The organism is Rhodococcus gordoniae, assembly GCF_001646655.1.
Classification (GTDB): Bacteria; Actinomycetota; Actinomycetes; order Mycobacteriales; family Mycobacteriaceae; genus Rhodococcus; species Rhodococcus gordoniae.
Window position 1 is genome coordinate 1 of the sequence record NZ_LPZN01000049.1, and the last position, 15,426, is coordinate 15,426.

Here is a 15,426-nt window from a genome sequence, read left to right on the forward strand (position 1 = left end):
CACAAATTAATGGTTCTGACGAGGGGCCGTGGGCTCAGGATCTTAGCGAGAGCATCCTGAAGGAAAGGGTCGGGGGTAGCATCCGAGATCTCGTCGATCATATTTTCGGACAACTTCCTATATCGAAAACGTTAACCAACCGGATTATTTCATTGAGCCTGGCAAGTCTGCGCAGGGCAGCCTTCGACCGGTCTCAGTCAGGATTCGTCGTAGCGGGCTTTGGAAGCCGAGATTATCTTCCGAGGATATCTTCGGCGATGATTGGCGGTCGCATTGCCGGCGTCCCAAGGATTGCTGACAGGTCAGAAATTGCGATCACGCTCGATCGCCCAGGCCATGTCGACACCTTCGCTCAAGATGAACAGGCATGGGGCTGGGTACATGGAATTACCCAGGGAGTGCGGGGCAGGATCATCGAGCACTGGATGGATTGGGTTGGAAGCACTCGGCGACGGGCAGCAGCCGATTTGGTGGGTGCAGTCCCAGGACTCAAGCCGGACCAGATAAAAAAGATCGCCGAGTACTTCGAGACAACCTCCCAAGAACAATTCAACCGATTCCTCAGCGATATGCAGGAGGACCAGGAGATAAATTATGTTCAGCCCATGCTGAATAGCGTTTCAATGCTCCCGAAGGATGAATTGGGCGTCCTTGCCGAAAGCCTCGTCAATCTCACATCTTTGAAGCAGAGAGTGAGCATTGATGATGCGAATACAGTTGGCGGTGCCATTGATGTGGCACTCATCTCGATTGGCGATGGGTTCATTTGGCTGAACAGGAAGCACTACTTCAACCCAGACTTGAATCCCACATGGAGCTTGACCCACAGTGCTACCATTCGCGCAAAGATCAATGGAGGCGAGGAACATGGCGAGTAGGTCGACATCCACCCGGCCAGAGTCGCAGGTGCTGGCGGAGGTTCTGTCGCACATGATACCGGCCGAAGTACTACGAAACCTCGACTCGGCCGAGCGACGTGGTCAGGTAGTTGACAAGCGCGACAAGGAATTCTGCTCCTCCCTCTCGCGATTGAAACGCTAAGCCTCACCAGGGACTTAACGGAAGGCCTCGTCGATCAAGTTATCGACGAGGTCTTCCTCATCGTTTGCGCGATCAGACCACTTCACCTCGAAGCATGTCCTAATCCTGCAGGAGTCGTTGGACGATCTTGAGCTGGATCTGCCAGCGCGGGCTATGCAGCTTCGGCCGGGAAACACGGCGCCTCTCTTCCCCCGGTGAAGACCAAAGCGTCCAGAACACGACAAGGTGGAGTGCTTTCTCGCACCGGTATGGGGCACCCCAAGTCGCGACTACTCGGTGGGAATGCCCGATTGGGCTGCGATGGTCCGAGCGATCTCCGCGGCGCTCTCGAAAGGCATCGGCTCACCGAACACGTCGGCGCTTGCCCTGAGCACGCCTTGCTCGATCTGTTCGTATGTTGTTGCCCCGGACACCTCGCGATTCAGGGCTTCGGAGAAGGCCACATTCGCTCGTTCCTGAGCCTGCTGCAAGAGCTTATCAAAGCCATTGTCATCCGGTTTGAAGTCCATGCCAGGTGATCTTGCCGTACTCATCCGACATTTTGTGCGTCGCCCGAGTTAGATCCGCCGCGTATGGATGCCGGTCGCGGTAGTGGACTTCAGCCTGGGGAGCACTGCCGGCGTTCGCATCCGGCGTGCTCGAGCATCTCTATGCTGGACAACAGGTCGCGAACCTCGTCGACGGTCACGCGAGGTTGGACGCGGGCGATAGCGGATCGGTCCCCCACAAGTTCTGCGGAGTGTGGTATGAGCCTCGGCACTGCTCACCGTCGACGAGGTGGAGATCCATCACCCAGGTGCGACTCTTGGCGCACGAGGTGTCGCGACACAGCGAGATCATGATGCTGCTCGCCTACTCCGGGTTGCGGTGGGGCGAAATGGCGGCGCTGCGCCCACGTGATGTCGACCTCGCCCGGGGACGCATCGATATCGTGCGGTCCGCATCGAAGGTGAACAGCCAGTCGATCATGGTGTCGCCGAAGACGTGGGAGCGTCGCACCGTTGCGATCCCCACTGAGGTCGCCAAGATGCTCGAGCCGATCGTGGAGGCGGCCCCGACGACGGAGTCACTGTTGTGGTCGCGACCGGACGGGACTCCCTTGCGGCCGCCGACGACGACGCACTGGCTGTCGAAGGCGGTGACCCGTCTGGTGGAGCGCTCCGATGAGAAGGATCCGTTCCCGAGGGTGACAGCGCACGAGCTGCGCCACACCGCGGCGTCTTTGATGATCGCGTCCGGCGCGCACGTGAAGACCGTGCAGCGGCAGCTCGGGCACAAGTCCGCGACGATGACCCTGGATCTGTACGGGCATCTGTTCGACGACGATCTGGATGCCGTGGCCACACGGATGGGCAAGGGGCTGCGTCTGGCTGCGGTCAATGGCGTGCTCACAGAGTGTGGGCAAAATGTGGGCACGAAGGGTGGCGCGGTCGAATCGATCGCATGAAAAAGGCCCCCGACCTGGTGTCCAGATCGGGGGCCTAGGGGTGGAGCTGCCGGGAATCGAACCCGGGTCCTCCGCCGCCTTGCGAGGGCTTCTCCGTGTGCAGTTCGCTATGTCTCTACTCGGATCTCCCGTTCTCGCGAACAAGACGAGATGACGATCCCAGTCGCTGTTTGCTGTCCCGTACGTCTCCGCGACCGAGCCGCACGGTAGAGCTCTCTAGTCGATGCCAGGATCCGGGTCGAGAGCAAACCCGGGCTGACAGAGACGCGCTCGCTTAGGCAGCGAGGGCGTACTCGCGCTGAGTGGACTCGGCGCTTAATTGGTTGCAGCGACGCTTACGGTGGTCTCTTGCCTGCACCGACACGCTTCCCCTTGCTCAACGTACGCAGTCGAAACCGTTCAGCCCCGTACGCACCTGCGACTGTCGCAGGACTACCTACTGTAACGACCTCGAGGCACGATGTCATTCCCATTTCTCGAAACGATTCGCAGCCGGGTCATGAGCCTGCTCACATCACCTCTCACCAGCGGCGTCACCGGCTCGGCCTCGCGTCCCGGGACGGATCAGCCCGGCAGGCCGACGAGCGCGACGGCGAAGCCCGCCGCGACCAGCCCGAGCAGTTTCACCCGGCTCACCCGCTCACCGAGCACGAGGACGGCGAGCAGCACCGTCACCGCCGGATACAGTGCGGCGATCACGCTCACGAGCGACAGCAGACCGTACTGGTAGGCGAAGAGCAGGGCACCGTTCGCGATCACGTCGATCGCACCGATCCCGATGAGGATCGGCAGGAGGGGCCGGATCGGCCACACCACCGTGCGCCACGAGAAGACGATCACGAACCACACCACCAGCGTGGCGGTGGCGCGGGACGCCGCGAGCGGCCACAGTCCCGTGTCGGTCCCGACCTGGCCGAGCCCGACGAACGACAACGCGAACGCGATGCCGGACCCGACGGTCAACCACGCGATCGTGGGGGTGAAGGGCGGGTGCCCGACACCGGTGACGGTCTCGTCGGATTCGCGGCCGACCAGACCCACCGCCACCACGGCGACGACGATGCCGAGACAGGCGAGCAGCCCGGGCCGATCCCCCAGCGCGATGCCGACGAGCACGGGGATCCCTGCCACGACCACCGCAGTGATCGGAGAGACCACCGACATCGGCCCGTCGGCCAGCGCGAGGTAGAACCACCAGACGGCGATCCCGCCGGCCACGCCCGCCCCCGCACCCCACGCCAGCGACGCGGCGGTGATATGGCCACCGACGACGGACGCCGCGACGAGGGAGACGACGAGCGAGACCGGGTAGGTGACGGCGACGACACCCAACGCGCTCGCGCGCCGCGATGCGGCGCCACCGGCGAAATCGCTCAGGCCGTAACCGACCGCGGCGAGCAACGCGAGCGCGACCGCGATCAGCGGCTCATGCCCTTCACCCGCCGGCCGAGCTCGCGGGTCACCTCGCGTTCGGCGGTCCGGCGTGCGAGATCCTGGCGCTTGTCGTAGTCCTGCTTGCCCTTGGCGAGTGCGAGCTCGACCTTGACCTTGCCGTCGGAGAAGTACATCGACAGCGGCACGAGTGTCTGGTTGCCCTCACGGGTCTTGCCGACGAGCGCGTCGATCTCTCGTCGGTGCAGCAGCAGTTTGCGGGTACGACGGGGGGCGTGGTTGGTCCACGTGCCGTGCCCGTATTCGGGTATGTGCAGCCCGCGCAGCCACACTTCACCGTCGTCGACCGTCGCGAACGCGTCGACGAGGGACGCCTTGCCCTCGCGCAGGCTCTTGACCTCCGTACCCACGAGCGCGACTCCCGCCTCGTAGGTGTCGATGATGGTGTAGTTGTGGCGCGCCTTGCGGTTGGTCGCGATGACCTTCCGGCCCTTTTCCTTCACGTGCAGGCCTTTCCGGTCCACGATCGATCGAACAGAACACCGTCCAGCATAGGAACCTCGCACAACACCTTATTCACGCACGTACAGACGCAAGGTCACATACGAGGTGAGGGCGGCCATTCCGACACCCACGAGCACCAGGAACGGCGAGACCAGAAGGATGTCGCTGTCGGTGATGCGGGCGACGATGTTCGCGTCGTAGACCTCGGTGAGCATGTCGTCGACGAACATGCTCTTGGCGACGAAGAGGCCGCCGATGGCGAGTGCGGCGCCCACGATCGCCGCGATCACCGCTTCGAGGAGGAAGGGCAGCTGCGTGTACCAGCGGGTCGCGCCGACCAGCCGCATGATGCCGACCTCGGTGCGGCGGGTGAAGGCCGCGATCTGCACCATGTTGGCGATGAGGAGCACGGCCGCGACGGCCTGGATGGTGGCGATGGCGAAGGCACCGTTGCGGATGCCGCCGAGCACACCGAAGAGGCGCTCGACGAGATCCTGCTGGTTCAGGACGCTGTCGACACCCGGTCTGGTGCCGAAGTCGTCCTGGATCGCGGCGAAACGCTCCGGATCGGACATCTTGATCTTGAACGAGGCCGGGAAGCTGTCGGCACTCACCAGTTCGGCGAGCTCGGGCTGATCGGCGAAGACGCGTTCGGTGGCGTCGGCGACGGCGTCGTCGCGGCTCAGATACTGGACCGACACCACGTCGTCGGTGTTCTCCAGGTCGCCGCGCAGAGCGGAACACAGGTCCTGCTCGCAGTCCGGATCGAGCGAGGAGATGTCCTCGGTCAGGAACACCTGCACCTCGACCCGGTCGAGGAAGATCCGCTCCGTCTTACCCGCCATCTGGACCACGAGCAGACCCGCACCGAACAGCGCGAGCGAGATCGCCGTGGTGAGGATCATCGCGATGGTCATGGTGAGGTTGCGGCGCAGGCCGGTGGTGACCTCGCTGAACAGGAAGCTGGCACGCATCGGGTGGGAATCCTTCGGTTGCCTGGTGGGAGTGCTCGGGTGACGGGATCTATCGGCCGACGCCGTAGACGCCGCGCGCCTCGTCGCGCACGACGCGTCCGAGATCGAGTTCGACGACCCGTCGCCGCATCGAGTCGACGATGTGGTGATCGTGGGTCGCCATGAGCACCGTCGTGCCCGTGCGGTTGATGCGTTCGAGCAACAGCATGATGTCCTGGCTGGTCTCGGGATCGAGGTTGCCGGTCGGCTCGTCGGCCATCAGCACCAGCGGACGATTGACGAAGGCGCGCGCGATCGCCACGCGCTGCTGTTCGCCACCCGACAGTTCGGCGGGGAGCCGGTCCGCCTTGCCCGACAGCCCCACCAGGTCGAGGACCTCCGGCACCGTCCGGTCGACGACCCCGCGCGGCTTGCCGATCACCTCGAGAGCGAACGAGATGTTCTCGGCGACCGTCTTGCGCTGGAGCAGCCGGAAGTCCTGGAAGACGCACCCGAGGTTCTGCCGCAACTTCGGTACGCGACGAGCCGGGAGCCGGTTGACGTGGAAATCGGCCACGTGGATGTCGCCGGTCGTGGGCTTCTCCTCACGGAGGAGCAACCGGAGGAAGGTCGACTTCCCCGATCCGGAGGGACCGATGAGAAAGACGAACTCGCCCTTCTCGACGTGCACCGAGACCCCTTCGAGTGCGGGTCGCGTGGACGTCTTGTAGGACTTGGACACATTCTCCAGCCGGATCACGTGGACATGCTAACCGTTACCGTTCGGTGACCTGCCGTACCGGCGTGTCCGCACCCTACGGGGACGGTGAGTCGGTGTTCTCCGGGACCGTCCGGCCCTGCTCCTCGTTCAGTCCGGGTATCCGGGGCAGATCGAACGGGAGTTGCCTGGTCGTCGTGGTCGGGGGTGCCGTGGTTGTGGGTACCTGCGGGGGCAGGACGCCTTGTGGCGAGCCCGGAACACTCGTCGACGTCGTGGGCGGGAACGTCGACGAGGTGGTCGACGGATAGGGCGTGTCGGTGGTCTCCGGAGTGGATTTCTGCGGGGGCACGGTCGCCGCCGGGGGCACGTACGGCACGTAGGGGGTCTCGGAGATGATCACCGCGCTCGACGGCGCCGCAGGCGTGTCCTCGGGCTGGTTCAGGAACAGATAGAGCACCCACATCCCCACCCACAGGCTGCACAACGCGAAGGTCGTGGTCCTCATCCGCCCACCGAGCAGGTGCGACGGGATACGCCTGCGGTGCGGCTCCCTCTCCTCGTTCACTGCGCCTCCACACGATCGACGACGCTGGCCGTGTCGAGCTGCGGCGTGACGGTGATGCCCTGCTCACGCAGCGCACCCGCGATGCGCGCACGCAACAGTCGGCCCACCTGGAACTGCTTGCCGGGCAGGGTGCGCGCGACCATCCGCACGCTGAGCTGATCCACCTCGAGACTCTCGACACCCATCACGCTCGGCTCGTCGAGCAGCAGTTCGCGCAGGCGGGGCTCCTTGTAGGCCGCCACACCCAGCTCGCGCAGGATCTCGGTGACGTCGGCGATATCGGCGGTCACCGGGATCGGGACGTCCACCACGGCACGCGCCCAGTCCTTCGACAGGTTCACTGCCTTGTTGATCTGGCCGTTGGGGACGGTGATCACCTCACCTGCCGTACTGCGCACCCGGGTGACGCGCAGCGTGACGTCCTCGACGGTGCCGATCGCGTCCTCGGACGCACCGGTCACGGAGATCTGGACGGTGTCGCCGAAACCGTACTGGCGTTCGGTGATGATGAAGAAGCCCGCCAGGATGTCCTGCACGATGCGCTGGGCACCGAAGCCCAGCGCCGCGCCGAGCACGGTCGCCGGCGCGACCAGGCTGCCGATGGGCAGCTGCAGGTAGTCGAACACCTTCAAGGTGGCGACGATGTACACGAACGAGATCGCCATCCACGTGACCACCTGGGCGACCGAGTGACGATGCTTCGTCGCCTCGGAGCGCACGAGGTCGTCGGACTGCATGTAGCGCTCGTCGATGCGCCGCGTGATGCGGCTGCCGATCCAGGAGACGAACCGGGCGATCAGAACCGCACCCAGGATCGTGAGCGCGATCTGCAACCCGCTCGTCGACAACCAGTCGAGCAGTCTAGCTCCGGGAAGAAACGGCACAGGCCCCTCTCTCGTTTCCGATCACGATTTCTGCTCTTCCCGCATACGCCAGCGGATGCCCGACTCGAGGAATCCGTCGATATCGCCGTCGAGCACCGCCGACGGGTTGTTCACCTCGTACTCGGTGCGCAGATCCTTGACCATCTGATACGGATGCAGCACGTACGACCGCATCTGGTTGCCCCACGAGCTGCCCCCGTCGCCCTTGAGCGCGTCCATCTCGGCACGCTCCTCCTGACGCTTGCGCTCGAGGAGCTTGGCCTGCAGCACACGCATGGCCGCAACCTTGTTCTGGAGCTGGGACTTCTCGTTCTGGCAGGTGACGACGATGCCCGTCGGGATGTGCGTCAGGCGCACGGCGGAGTCGGTGGTGTTGACCGACTGACCACCCGGTCCGGACGAGCGATAGACGTCGACGCGGACGTCGTTCTCGTCGATGTCGATGTGGTCGGTGGTCTCGACGACGGGCAGCACCTCGACCTCCGCGAACGAGGTCTGGCGGCGGCCCTGGTTGTCGAAGGGGCTGATCCGGACCAGACGGTGCGTGCCCATCTCGACCGAGAGGGTGCCGTAGGTGTAGGGCGCCTTGACGGCGAAGGTGGCCGACTTGATGCCGGCCTCTTCGGCGTAGGAGGTGTCGTAGACCTCGACGCCGTAACCGTGCTTGTCGGCCCAGCGGATGTACATGCGCATGAGCATCTCGGCCCAGTCGGCGGCGTCGACGCCACCGGCACCGGCACGGATGTTGACGAGCGCGTCGCGCTGGTCGTACTCACCCGACAGCAGCGTGCGCACCTCCATCGCCTCGATGTCGGCGCGCAGGCTCTCACGTTCGGCATCGGCGTCGGCCAGGGCCGCGGCGCGGTCCTCGCCCTCCTCACCCTCGGCGAGCTCGTAGAGCACCGGCAGATCCTCGAGCCGCTGGCGCAGCCCCTCGACGCGGCGCAGTTCGCCCTGCGCGTGCGACAACTCGCTGGTGACCTTCTGCGCGTGCTCCTGGTCGTTCCACAACTCGGGATCGGCGGCCTGGTGCTCGAGTTCGTCGATGCGCCGTCGCAGCTCCTCGACGTCGAGGACCGACTCCACGGTGCGGAGGGTCGTGTCGAGCTCGGCCAGGGCTGCGGAAACATCGGGATGCACGATTCAACAGGTTACCGGAGCGACGAACCGGTCCGACGTGGGCGATCGATACGCGCAGGGGGCGGCACGCTGCTCGACCCCGACCCGCGGCGGCTAGCGTTTCCGTCATGACCACCGACTACACCGCCGACCTGGACCTCGCCCTCCGACTCGCCGACGCGTCCGACTCCATCACCCGCGCCCGCTTCGGTGCGCTGGATCTGAAAGTGGACGACAAGCCGGACCTGAGCCCGGTCTCCGACGCCGACCTCGCCGTCGAGCGCACCATCCGCGAGATGCTCGGCGAGCAGCGGCCCGACGACGCGGTGCTGGGCGAGGAGTTCGGTGGCGACGCGGTCTTCCGTGGACGGCAGTGGGTGGTCGATCCCATCGACGGCACGAAGAACTTCGTGCGCGGCGTGCCGGTGTGGGCGAGCCTGATCTCGCTGCTCGAGGACGGCGTGCCGGTCGTCGGTGTGGTCAGCGCCCCGGCACTGAACCGTCGATGGTGGGCAGCTGTGGGCAGCGGGGCGTGGGTCTCGCACGACCGCGAGCAGCCGCGCCGCATCTCGGTGTCGCAGGTCGCCGATCTCGCATCGTCGTCGCTGAGCTTCTCGAGCCTGAGCGGCTGGCACGAACGCGGCATCCGCGATCGCTTCGTCGCCCTGACCGACGACGTGTGGCGGGTGCGCGCCTACGGCGACTTCTTCTCGTACTGCCTGCTCGCCGAGGGCGCCCTCGAGATCGCGCTCGAACCGGAGGTGTCGCTGTGGGACCTCGCGGCGCTCGACATCCTGGTGCGCGAGGCGGGTGGACGGTTCACGAACCTCGAGGGCGCGGCCGGTCCGCACGGCGGCAGCGCGGTCGCGACCAACGGGAGGCTGCACGACGAGGTGCTCTCCCGGCTCTCCTGATCCGGCCCGATCACGGTGGGTTCGACCCTGCTCGGCGGGTTCGGGCCCACCGAGTTCGTCGTGCGCCGCGACCGGAGCTTACCGTACGGTAGACAGCAACCTTACTCGGAAGTAAGATCGGATGTCGTCCGCTCCCGCATCGAGAGACTTCTGGTGATCATGAGCAAGCAAGACAGCGTGGCCCGCCACACGCCTCGCGACACGTCCGCCGTCGGCCTCAACCCGATCAGACGGGACGCCATGGGCGCCGCCATGCGGGTGCTCACCCGCATCACCGGATCCGAGCTCGCGGATCGGTACAAGATCCGCGAGACGATCGACCGGATCACGTATCAGTCCACGAAGACGGGTTTCAAGACTCTCGGTGCCGCGACGCGCACCTTCAAGAAGGTGTCGGGCGGCGCGAGCGGCCCGCAGCGTCTCGCGACCGCGAAGAACACCGACTTCTTCGACCTCACCCCCACCGACGATCAGCAGATGATCACCGAGACGGTGCGTGAGTTCGCCGCCGAGATCCTCCGGCCCGCCGCGCACGACGCCGACGAGGCGGCCGCGGCCCCGGCCGATCTCCTCGCGCGCGCCGCCGAACTGGGCATCACCATGGTCAACGTGCCCGAGGCGTTCGACGGCGCCGCCGACGAGCGCGGCGTGGTCACCAACGTGCTCGTCGCCGAAGCCCTCGCCCACGGCGACATGGGACTGGCCCTGCCGATCCTCGCGCCGAGCGGTGTGGCCGTGGCATTGACCCAGTGGGGCACCGAGGACCAGCAGAAGACCTACCTGCCGGCCTTCGCCGGCGACGACGTCCCCCAGGCGTCCGTCGTGATCGCCGAGCCCCGCGCCCTGTTCGATCCCTTCGCGCTGCAGACCAGGGCCGTGCGCTCCCCCAGCGGATACCGCCTCAACGGCGTGAAGTCGTTCGTCCCGGCCGCGGGCAGCGCCGAACTGTTCGTCGTGGCTGCCGAACTCGACGGCAAGCCGTCCCTCTTCCTCGTCGAGGCGAAGAGCAAGGGTGTCGTCATCGAAGCCGATCCGGGTATGGGCCTGCGTGCCGCCGGCCTGGGACGCCTGCTGCTCGAGGATGTCGCGGTGCCGGAGTCGGCACGTCTCGGCGACGACGACGCCGACATCCGCGCCGAGCAGTACGCCGACGCCGTGCGGTTGTCGCGTCTGGGCTGGGCCGCTCTGGCGACGGGCACCGGACAGGCCGTGCTCGACTACGTGGTCCCCTACGTCAACGAGCGCGAAGCGTTCGGTGAGCCTGTCAGCCACAGGCAGGCGGTGGCGTTCATGGTGGCGAACATCAAGATCGAGCTCGACGGTCTGCGTCTGGTCACCCTGCGCGGTGCGTCGCGGGCCGAGCAGGGACTGTCGTTCGCTCGCGAGGCGGCCCTGGCCCGCAAGCTCGCCACCGACAAGGGCATGCAGTTCGGCCTCGACGGCGTCCAGCTGCTCGGCGGCCACGGCTACACCAAGGAACACCCCGTCGAACGTTGGTACCGCGACCTGCGAGCAATCGGAGTCGCCGAGGGCGTCGTCCTCGTCTGATCGGCCCGACCCGAACAAGGAACCTGTGATGATCAATCTCGAACTTCCCCGGAAGCTCAAGGCTTCCGCGAACCAGGCCCATCAGGTCGCCGCGCAGATCTTCCGGCCGATCTCCCGCAAGTACGACCTCGCCGAGCACGAGTACCCCGTCGAACTCGACACCATGGCCGCGATGGTCGAGGGACTCAACGACTCCGGTCAGGGCGCAGCGGGTGCCACGCTCGGCCGCGACAGCAAGGCCAAGCAGGACGGTCCCGCCGGAAATGCCAACGGCGGCAACATGGCCGGGCTCCTCAACGTCATCGAGACGTGCTGGGGCGACGTCGGCCTGACGCTGTCGATCCCCTATCAGGGCCTCGGTAATTCCGCGATCGCCGCAGTCGCCACCGACGAGCAGCTCGAGCGTTTCGGCAAGGTGTGGGCCTCCATGGCGATCACCGAGCCCGGTTTCGGCTCCGACTCGGCGGCCGTGACGACCACGGCCGTGCTCGACGGCGACGAGTGGGTCCTCAACGGCGAGAAGATCTTCGTCACCGCCGGTGAGCGCTCCACCCACATCGTCGTGTGGGCGAGCGTCGACAGGTCGAAGGGCCGCGCCGCGATCAAGTCGTTCGTCGTGCCGCGCGAGGCTCCCGGCCTCTCGGTCGCGCGTCTCGAGAAGAAGCTGGGCATCAAGGCGTCCGACACTGCCGTGCTGGTGCTCGACAACTGCCGCATCCCGAAGGACAACATCCTCGGATCCCCGGAGGTGAACACCGAGAAGGGGTTCGCCGGGGTCATGCAGACCTTCGACAACACGCGTCCGATCGTGGCCGGTATGGCCGTGGGTCTCGGCCGCGCGGTGCTCGAGGAACTGCGGTCGATCCTGAAGGACGCCGGCGTCGAGGTCTCCTACGACATTCCCGCGAACAACCAGCACGCCGCGGCCGCCGAGTTCCTGGCACTCGAGGCCGATTGGGAGGCCGCCTACCTGCTCGCGCTGCGCGCGACGTGGATGGCCGACAACAAGAAGCCCAACTCCCTCGAGGCGTCGGTGTCCAAGGCGAAGGCCGGCCGCACCGGTACCGCGGTCTCGCTCAAGGCCGTCGAACTCGCCGGCACCTACGGTTACTCGCAGCGGCCGCTGCTCGAGAAGTGGGCACGCGATTCCAAGATCCTCGACATCTTCGAGGGCACCCAGCAGATCCAGCAGCTCATCGTCGCTCGACGGGTGCTCGGAAAGTCGTCCTCCGAACTGAAATAACGCCCGGGTCATGGGGTCCGTCGCCGGCCCGGAAGGATGATCGGGGCCGGCGACGGTACCGGGCGTTTCGGGGGATCCCCCGGGGGACGGGCCCTCGCCGTAGGTGCGGCGAGGGCCCTGCCCATACGAGGAAGTTCGCCTGGAATATGAGATACGTCACCGCTATTGTGTGTCCTGACGCCGACACACAGCTAGGGGGACGGATGCTCGGTCAGGACATTCTCGGCAGGATCACAGGCGGGCGGATCACGCTCGACGACACGATCGGCCAGGTCAAGGACATCGTCGGATCACTCGCAGTACTCCATCGCGCAGGCCTGCTGCACTTCCCGCGCGTGGACCGCAGCATCGGGACGATCATGGCGGCCGACAAGTACGGCCCCTTCGCCGGTTCCGTGCACGCACAGGCCGAACGTGGCCTCGACGCCGTCGCACTGATCGACGAAGCCGGTGATGTCACCTACAAGGAACTCGAGGCCCGGTCCAACGCCCTCGTGCGTGCGTGGCAGCGCGCCGGGGTCGAACCGGGATCGGTCATGGGCATCATGGCCCGCAACCACCGCGGACTCGTACTGACGATGCTCGCCACCGCCAAGCTCGGCGTGCGGCTCGTGATGATGAACACCGGTTTCGCGCCGCGGCAACTCGTCGATGTCGCCGCACGCGAACAGGTCTCGACGTTCGTCTTCGACAGCGAGTTCGCCGAGGTCGCCGCCGCACTGCCCGACGATGTGCGCCGGTACGTCTCCTGGGTGGACGACGAGGTCCCCGGCATCCCGACACTCGAGCAGTCGATCGAAGGGCTGGACGGCTCGTCCCTGCCCGCCCCGGAGGTCTTCGGCGGCTTCGTACTGCTCACCAGCGGCACCACCGGCACCCCGAAGGGAGCACCGCGCGGCCGCACGTCACCGTTCGCGTCGGCCCAGTTCCTCGATCGGGTTCCGCTGCGCCCCGGTCAGACGATGCTCATGGCCGCCCCCGCCTTCCACGGCACCGGCGTCTCTCAGTTCGCGCTCGCCCTCGCGCTCGGCCAGACCGTGGTGATGATGCGGCGCTTCTCCCCCGTCGACACCCTGGGCCTCATCGAGCAGCACGGCGCGAACGTGCTGGTCGTGGTCCCGACCATGCTGCAGCGGATCCTCGACCTCGGACCGGAGAAGATCGCCGAGTACGACACCTCGAGCCTGAAGATCGTCTTCTCCGCGGGTTCGTCGCTCTCGCCCGACGTATGCCGCCGGACGACGGAGGCCTTCGGGCACGTGCTCTACAACCTGTACGGGTCCACCGAATGCGCCGTCGCGACGGTCGCGACTCCCGACGACATCCGGCAGGCACCCGGCACGGCGGGGCGCCCACCGGTGACCTGCCGCGTGGTCCTGTTCGACGACGACGGCAACCGCATCACCGAACCACACGTCCCCGGGCGCATCTTCGTCTCCAGCGGCCTGTCCTTCGCCGGTTACACCGACGGTCGCGACAAGGAACGCATCGACGGACTGCTGTCGATCGGCGATATCGGGCACCGGGACGAGAACGGACTGCTGTTCGTCGACGGCCGCGACGACGACATGATCGTCTCCGGCGGCGAGAACGTCTATCCGCTCGAGGTGGAGAACCTGCTCGCCGAACGGGAGGACGTACTCGACGCCGCCGTGGTGGGCGTTCCGGATTCCGAGTTCGGGCAGCGGCTGCGAGCGTTCGTGGTCCCCTCCCCCGAGTCGGCCCGCGACGCCGAGGACATCAAGGCGTTCGTGAAGTCCACCCTCGCCCGGTACAAGGTTCCGCGTGAGGTGGTGTTCCTCGACGAGTTGCCCCGCAACGCGACGGGGAAACTGCTGCGCCGGGTGCTGGTGGACCTGGATGTGCCGGGGGATCCGGAGAGCGAGTACACCACCGCCGGGGCTTGAGCCCCGAACGAACGAAGGCCGGTCGTCCGAGACGACCGGCCTTCGTGGTGGTAGCGGGGACAGGATTTGAACCTGCGACCTCTGGGTTATGAGCCCAGCGAGCTACCGAGCTGCTCCACCCCGCGTTGCATGAACGAACCTACACGAGCGCGGAAACGGAATGCAAATCGCCTCGTCGGAGGCGAATCCGCGCGTTCGCACCCCCGATCGGAGACCCCGAGGTGGCTCGGTTCACATTTCCTCCATGACTATCGTCACATAACGAAGGTGTAACGATCATGCATCTCTTCCCGTTATCCTTGCCCTGAGCAGCGAAAACGCTACGGATGCATCCCACAACGTGGACATCTTTGCTTCACGAGGCGGGGATGACGGACTGCGACACGCTTTGTACTGTCGGTCCCGGCTCGAAACAGCCGAGCCACCACCGGCCCGTCGCCGCCAGTTCTGCCCCGCGGGATCCGGTGCCTACGAAGACCCGAGGGGCAGGGACGCGATCGACGCGGTCCCCGATCCGGACGGAGACATTCTCCGTCGCCCGAGATCGACGAGGGCCGTCGCGCTTCCGCGAGCGCGGGAAGGACTCCACAGCATGACCATCTTCAGCACGCGTGCATTCCGCACTGCCGTCGTCACCGGTGCACTCGCCGCGGTTCCGTTCGCGCTCGCCACCGGCACCGCGTCCGCTGCCTCGCACAACTGGGACGGCGTCGCCCAGTGCGAGAGCGGTGGCAACTGGGCCATCAACACCGGCAACGGCTACTACGGCGGTCTGCAGTTCTCGCAGAGCACCTGGGAGGCCCACGGCGGCAGCGGCACCGCCGACCAGGCCTCGAAGGCGGAGCAGATCCGCGTCGCCGAGAACGTCCTGCAGACCCAGGGCCGGGGTGCGTGGCCGGTCTGCGGTCAGTACCTGACCACCGAATCCGCTCCGGCCCCGGCCGCGCCCGAGGCTCCCGCGCCTGCGCCCGAGGCTCCCGCGCCTGCGCCCGAGGCTCCCGCGCCTGCGCCCGAGGCTCCCGCGCCTGCCGCCCCCGAGCTGCCGGCCGAGCTCACCCAGGCCGTCGACACCGCGAACCAGTTCGCCGAGCAGTACGGCTTCGGCGCCGAGTTCTCGCAGATCGTCGACATCACGCTGGCCGGTCGCTGACGCCGACCGCCTCGACGAATGCAACGAAGGCCCGCGGT

At 66.3% G+C, this 15,426-nt stretch carries 15 protein-coding genes, 1 tRNA gene and 1 other RNA gene; 7 read left to right on the forward strand and 10 right to left on the reverse strand.

The window, feature by feature from the left end:
• Positions 1–878 (forward strand): hypothetical protein (locus A8G18_RS23115; protein ID WP_167352110.1); only part of this gene is annotated, 878 nt, incomplete at its 5' end.
• 432 nt (positions 879–1,310) lie between these two features.
• Here the strand turns inward: A8G18_RS23115 and A8G18_RS17220 are convergent.
• Positions 1,311–1,550 (reverse strand): hypothetical protein, encoded by a 240-nt coding sequence (locus tag A8G18_RS17220; RefSeq protein ID WP_064064805.1) that lies wholly within the window; start codon positions 1,548–1,550, stop codon positions 1,311–1,313.
• A gap of 296 nt (positions 1,551–1,846) precedes the next feature.
• Here A8G18_RS17220 and A8G18_RS17225 point away from each other — a divergent pair, with 296 nt between their 5' ends.
• Positions 1,847–2,488, forward strand: a complete 642-nt coding sequence (locus A8G18_RS17225) for a tyrosine-type recombinase/integrase (RefSeq protein WP_245207903.1) — start codon at positions 1,847–1,849, stop codon at positions 2,486–2,488.
• Positions 2,489–2,526: 38 nt separating this feature from the next.
• Here A8G18_RS17225 and ssrA read toward each other — a convergent pair.
• The 8 genes from ssrA to prfB form a co-directional block, all read right to left on the reverse strand.
• Positions 2,527–2,895: a transfer-messenger RNA gene (ssrA, locus tag A8G18_RS17230) on the reverse strand.
• 157 nt (positions 2,896–3,052) lie between these two features.
• Positions 3,053–3,910: an EamA family transporter gene (locus A8G18_RS17235; RefSeq protein ID WP_172506112.1), complete on the reverse strand. Its 858-nt coding sequence runs from the start codon at positions 3,908–3,910 to the stop codon at positions 3,053–3,055.
• The gene (gene smpB / locus A8G18_RS17240) at positions 3,907–4,383 is read right to left on the reverse strand and encodes an SsrA-binding protein SmpB (RefSeq protein ID WP_026003226.1); all 477 of its coding nucleotides are present in this window, start codon (positions 4,381–4,383) and stop codon (positions 3,907–3,909) included. Before smpB ends, A8G18_RS17235 begins: the two co-directional genes overlap by 4 nt.
• 69 nt (positions 4,384–4,452) lie before the next feature.
• Complete coding sequence (ftsX, locus tag A8G18_RS17245) at positions 4,453–5,358, reverse strand: permease-like cell division protein FtsX (protein ID WP_064064808.1); 906 nt, start codon at positions 5,356–5,358, stop codon at positions 4,453–4,455.
• 49 nt (positions 5,359–5,407) lie between these two features.
• Entirely contained in the window at positions 5,408–6,097 is a 690-nt protein-coding gene (gene ftsE / locus A8G18_RS17250) for a cell division ATP-binding protein FtsE (RefSeq protein WP_016933534.1), read from the reverse strand.
• Between the two features lie 55 nt (positions 6,098–6,152).
• Positions 6,153–6,623, reverse strand: a complete 471-nt coding sequence (locus A8G18_RS17255) for an Rv3103c transmembrane domain-containing protein (protein ID WP_064064809.1) — start codon at positions 6,621–6,623, stop codon at positions 6,153–6,155.
• Positions 6,620–7,507 (reverse strand): mechanosensitive ion channel family protein, encoded by an 888-nt coding sequence (locus tag A8G18_RS17260; RefSeq protein ID WP_026003152.1) that lies wholly within the window; start codon positions 7,505–7,507, stop codon positions 6,620–6,622. Before A8G18_RS17260 ends, A8G18_RS17255 begins: the two co-directional genes overlap by 4 nt.
• A gap of 21 nt (positions 7,508–7,528) precedes the next feature.
• On the reverse strand, positions 7,529–8,647 hold the full coding sequence (gene prfB / locus A8G18_RS17265) for a peptide chain release factor 2 (protein ID WP_016933537.1): 1,119 nt from the start codon (positions 8,645–8,647) through the stop codon (positions 7,529–7,531).
• Positions 8,648–8,754: 107 nt separating this feature from the next.
• Here prfB and hisN point away from each other — a divergent pair, with 107 nt between their 5' ends.
• The 4 genes from hisN (at position 8,755) to A8G18_RS17285 (ending at position 14,238) form a co-directional block, all read left to right on the forward strand.
• Positions 8,755–9,540 carry a histidinol-phosphatase gene (gene hisN, locus A8G18_RS17270; RefSeq protein WP_064064810.1) on the forward strand — a complete coding sequence of 262 codons (786 nt, stop codon included), beginning with the start codon at positions 8,755–8,757 and terminating at the stop codon, positions 9,538–9,540.
• Between the two features lie 153 nt (positions 9,541–9,693).
• Complete coding sequence (locus tag A8G18_RS17275; protein WP_016933539.1) at positions 9,694–11,088, forward strand: acyl-CoA dehydrogenase family protein; 1,395 nt, start codon at positions 9,694–9,696, stop codon at positions 11,086–11,088.
• 28 nt (positions 11,089–11,116) lie between these two features.
• Entirely contained in the window at positions 11,117–12,331 is a 1,215-nt protein-coding gene (locus tag A8G18_RS17280) for an acyl-CoA dehydrogenase family protein (protein WP_064064811.1), read from the forward strand.
• A 203-nt stretch (positions 12,332–12,534) separates the two neighbouring features.
• Complete coding sequence (locus A8G18_RS17285) at positions 12,535–14,238, forward strand: acyl-CoA synthetase (RefSeq protein ID WP_064064812.1); 1,704 nt, start codon at positions 12,535–12,537, stop codon at positions 14,236–14,238.
• Positions 14,239–14,286: 48 nt separating this feature from the next.
• Here A8G18_RS17285 and A8G18_RS17290 read toward each other — a convergent pair.
• Positions 14,287–14,363: transfer RNA gene (locus tag A8G18_RS17290), tRNA-Met, on the reverse strand.
• Between the two features lie 467 nt (positions 14,364–14,830).
• Between A8G18_RS17290 and A8G18_RS17295 the strand changes: the two genes are divergently transcribed.
• On the forward strand, positions 14,831–15,388 hold the full coding sequence (locus A8G18_RS17295) for a transglycosylase family protein (protein WP_064064813.1): 558 nt from the start codon (positions 14,831–14,833) through the stop codon (positions 15,386–15,388).
• Positions 15,389–15,426: the final 38 nt, after the last annotated feature.

What these genes read in the sequence shown, in the direction of transcription:
- ftsX (WP_064064808.1), bottom strand. Translation starts at nt 5,358, where the DNA reads ATGCGTGCCAGCTTCCTGTTCAGCGAGGTCACCACCGGCCTGCGCCGC.
- hisN (WP_064064810.1), top strand. Translation starts at nt 8,755, where the DNA reads ATGACCACCGACTACACCGCCGACCTGGACCTCGCCCTCCGACTCGCC.
- A8G18_RS17220 (WP_064064805.1), bottom strand. Translation starts at nt 1,550, where the DNA reads ATGGACTTCAAACCGGATGACAATGGCTTTGATAAGCTCTTGCAGCAG.
- A8G18_RS17295 (WP_064064813.1), top strand. Translation starts at nt 14,831, where the DNA reads ATGACCATCTTCAGCACGCGTGCATTCCGCACTGCCGTCGTCACCGGT.
- A8G18_RS17285 (WP_064064812.1), top strand. Translation starts at nt 12,535, where the DNA reads ATGCTCGGTCAGGACATTCTCGGCAGGATCACAGGCGGGCGGATCACG.
- A8G18_RS17280 (WP_064064811.1), top strand. Translation starts at nt 11,117, where the DNA reads ATGATCAATCTCGAACTTCCCCGGAAGCTCAAGGCTTCCGCGAACCAG.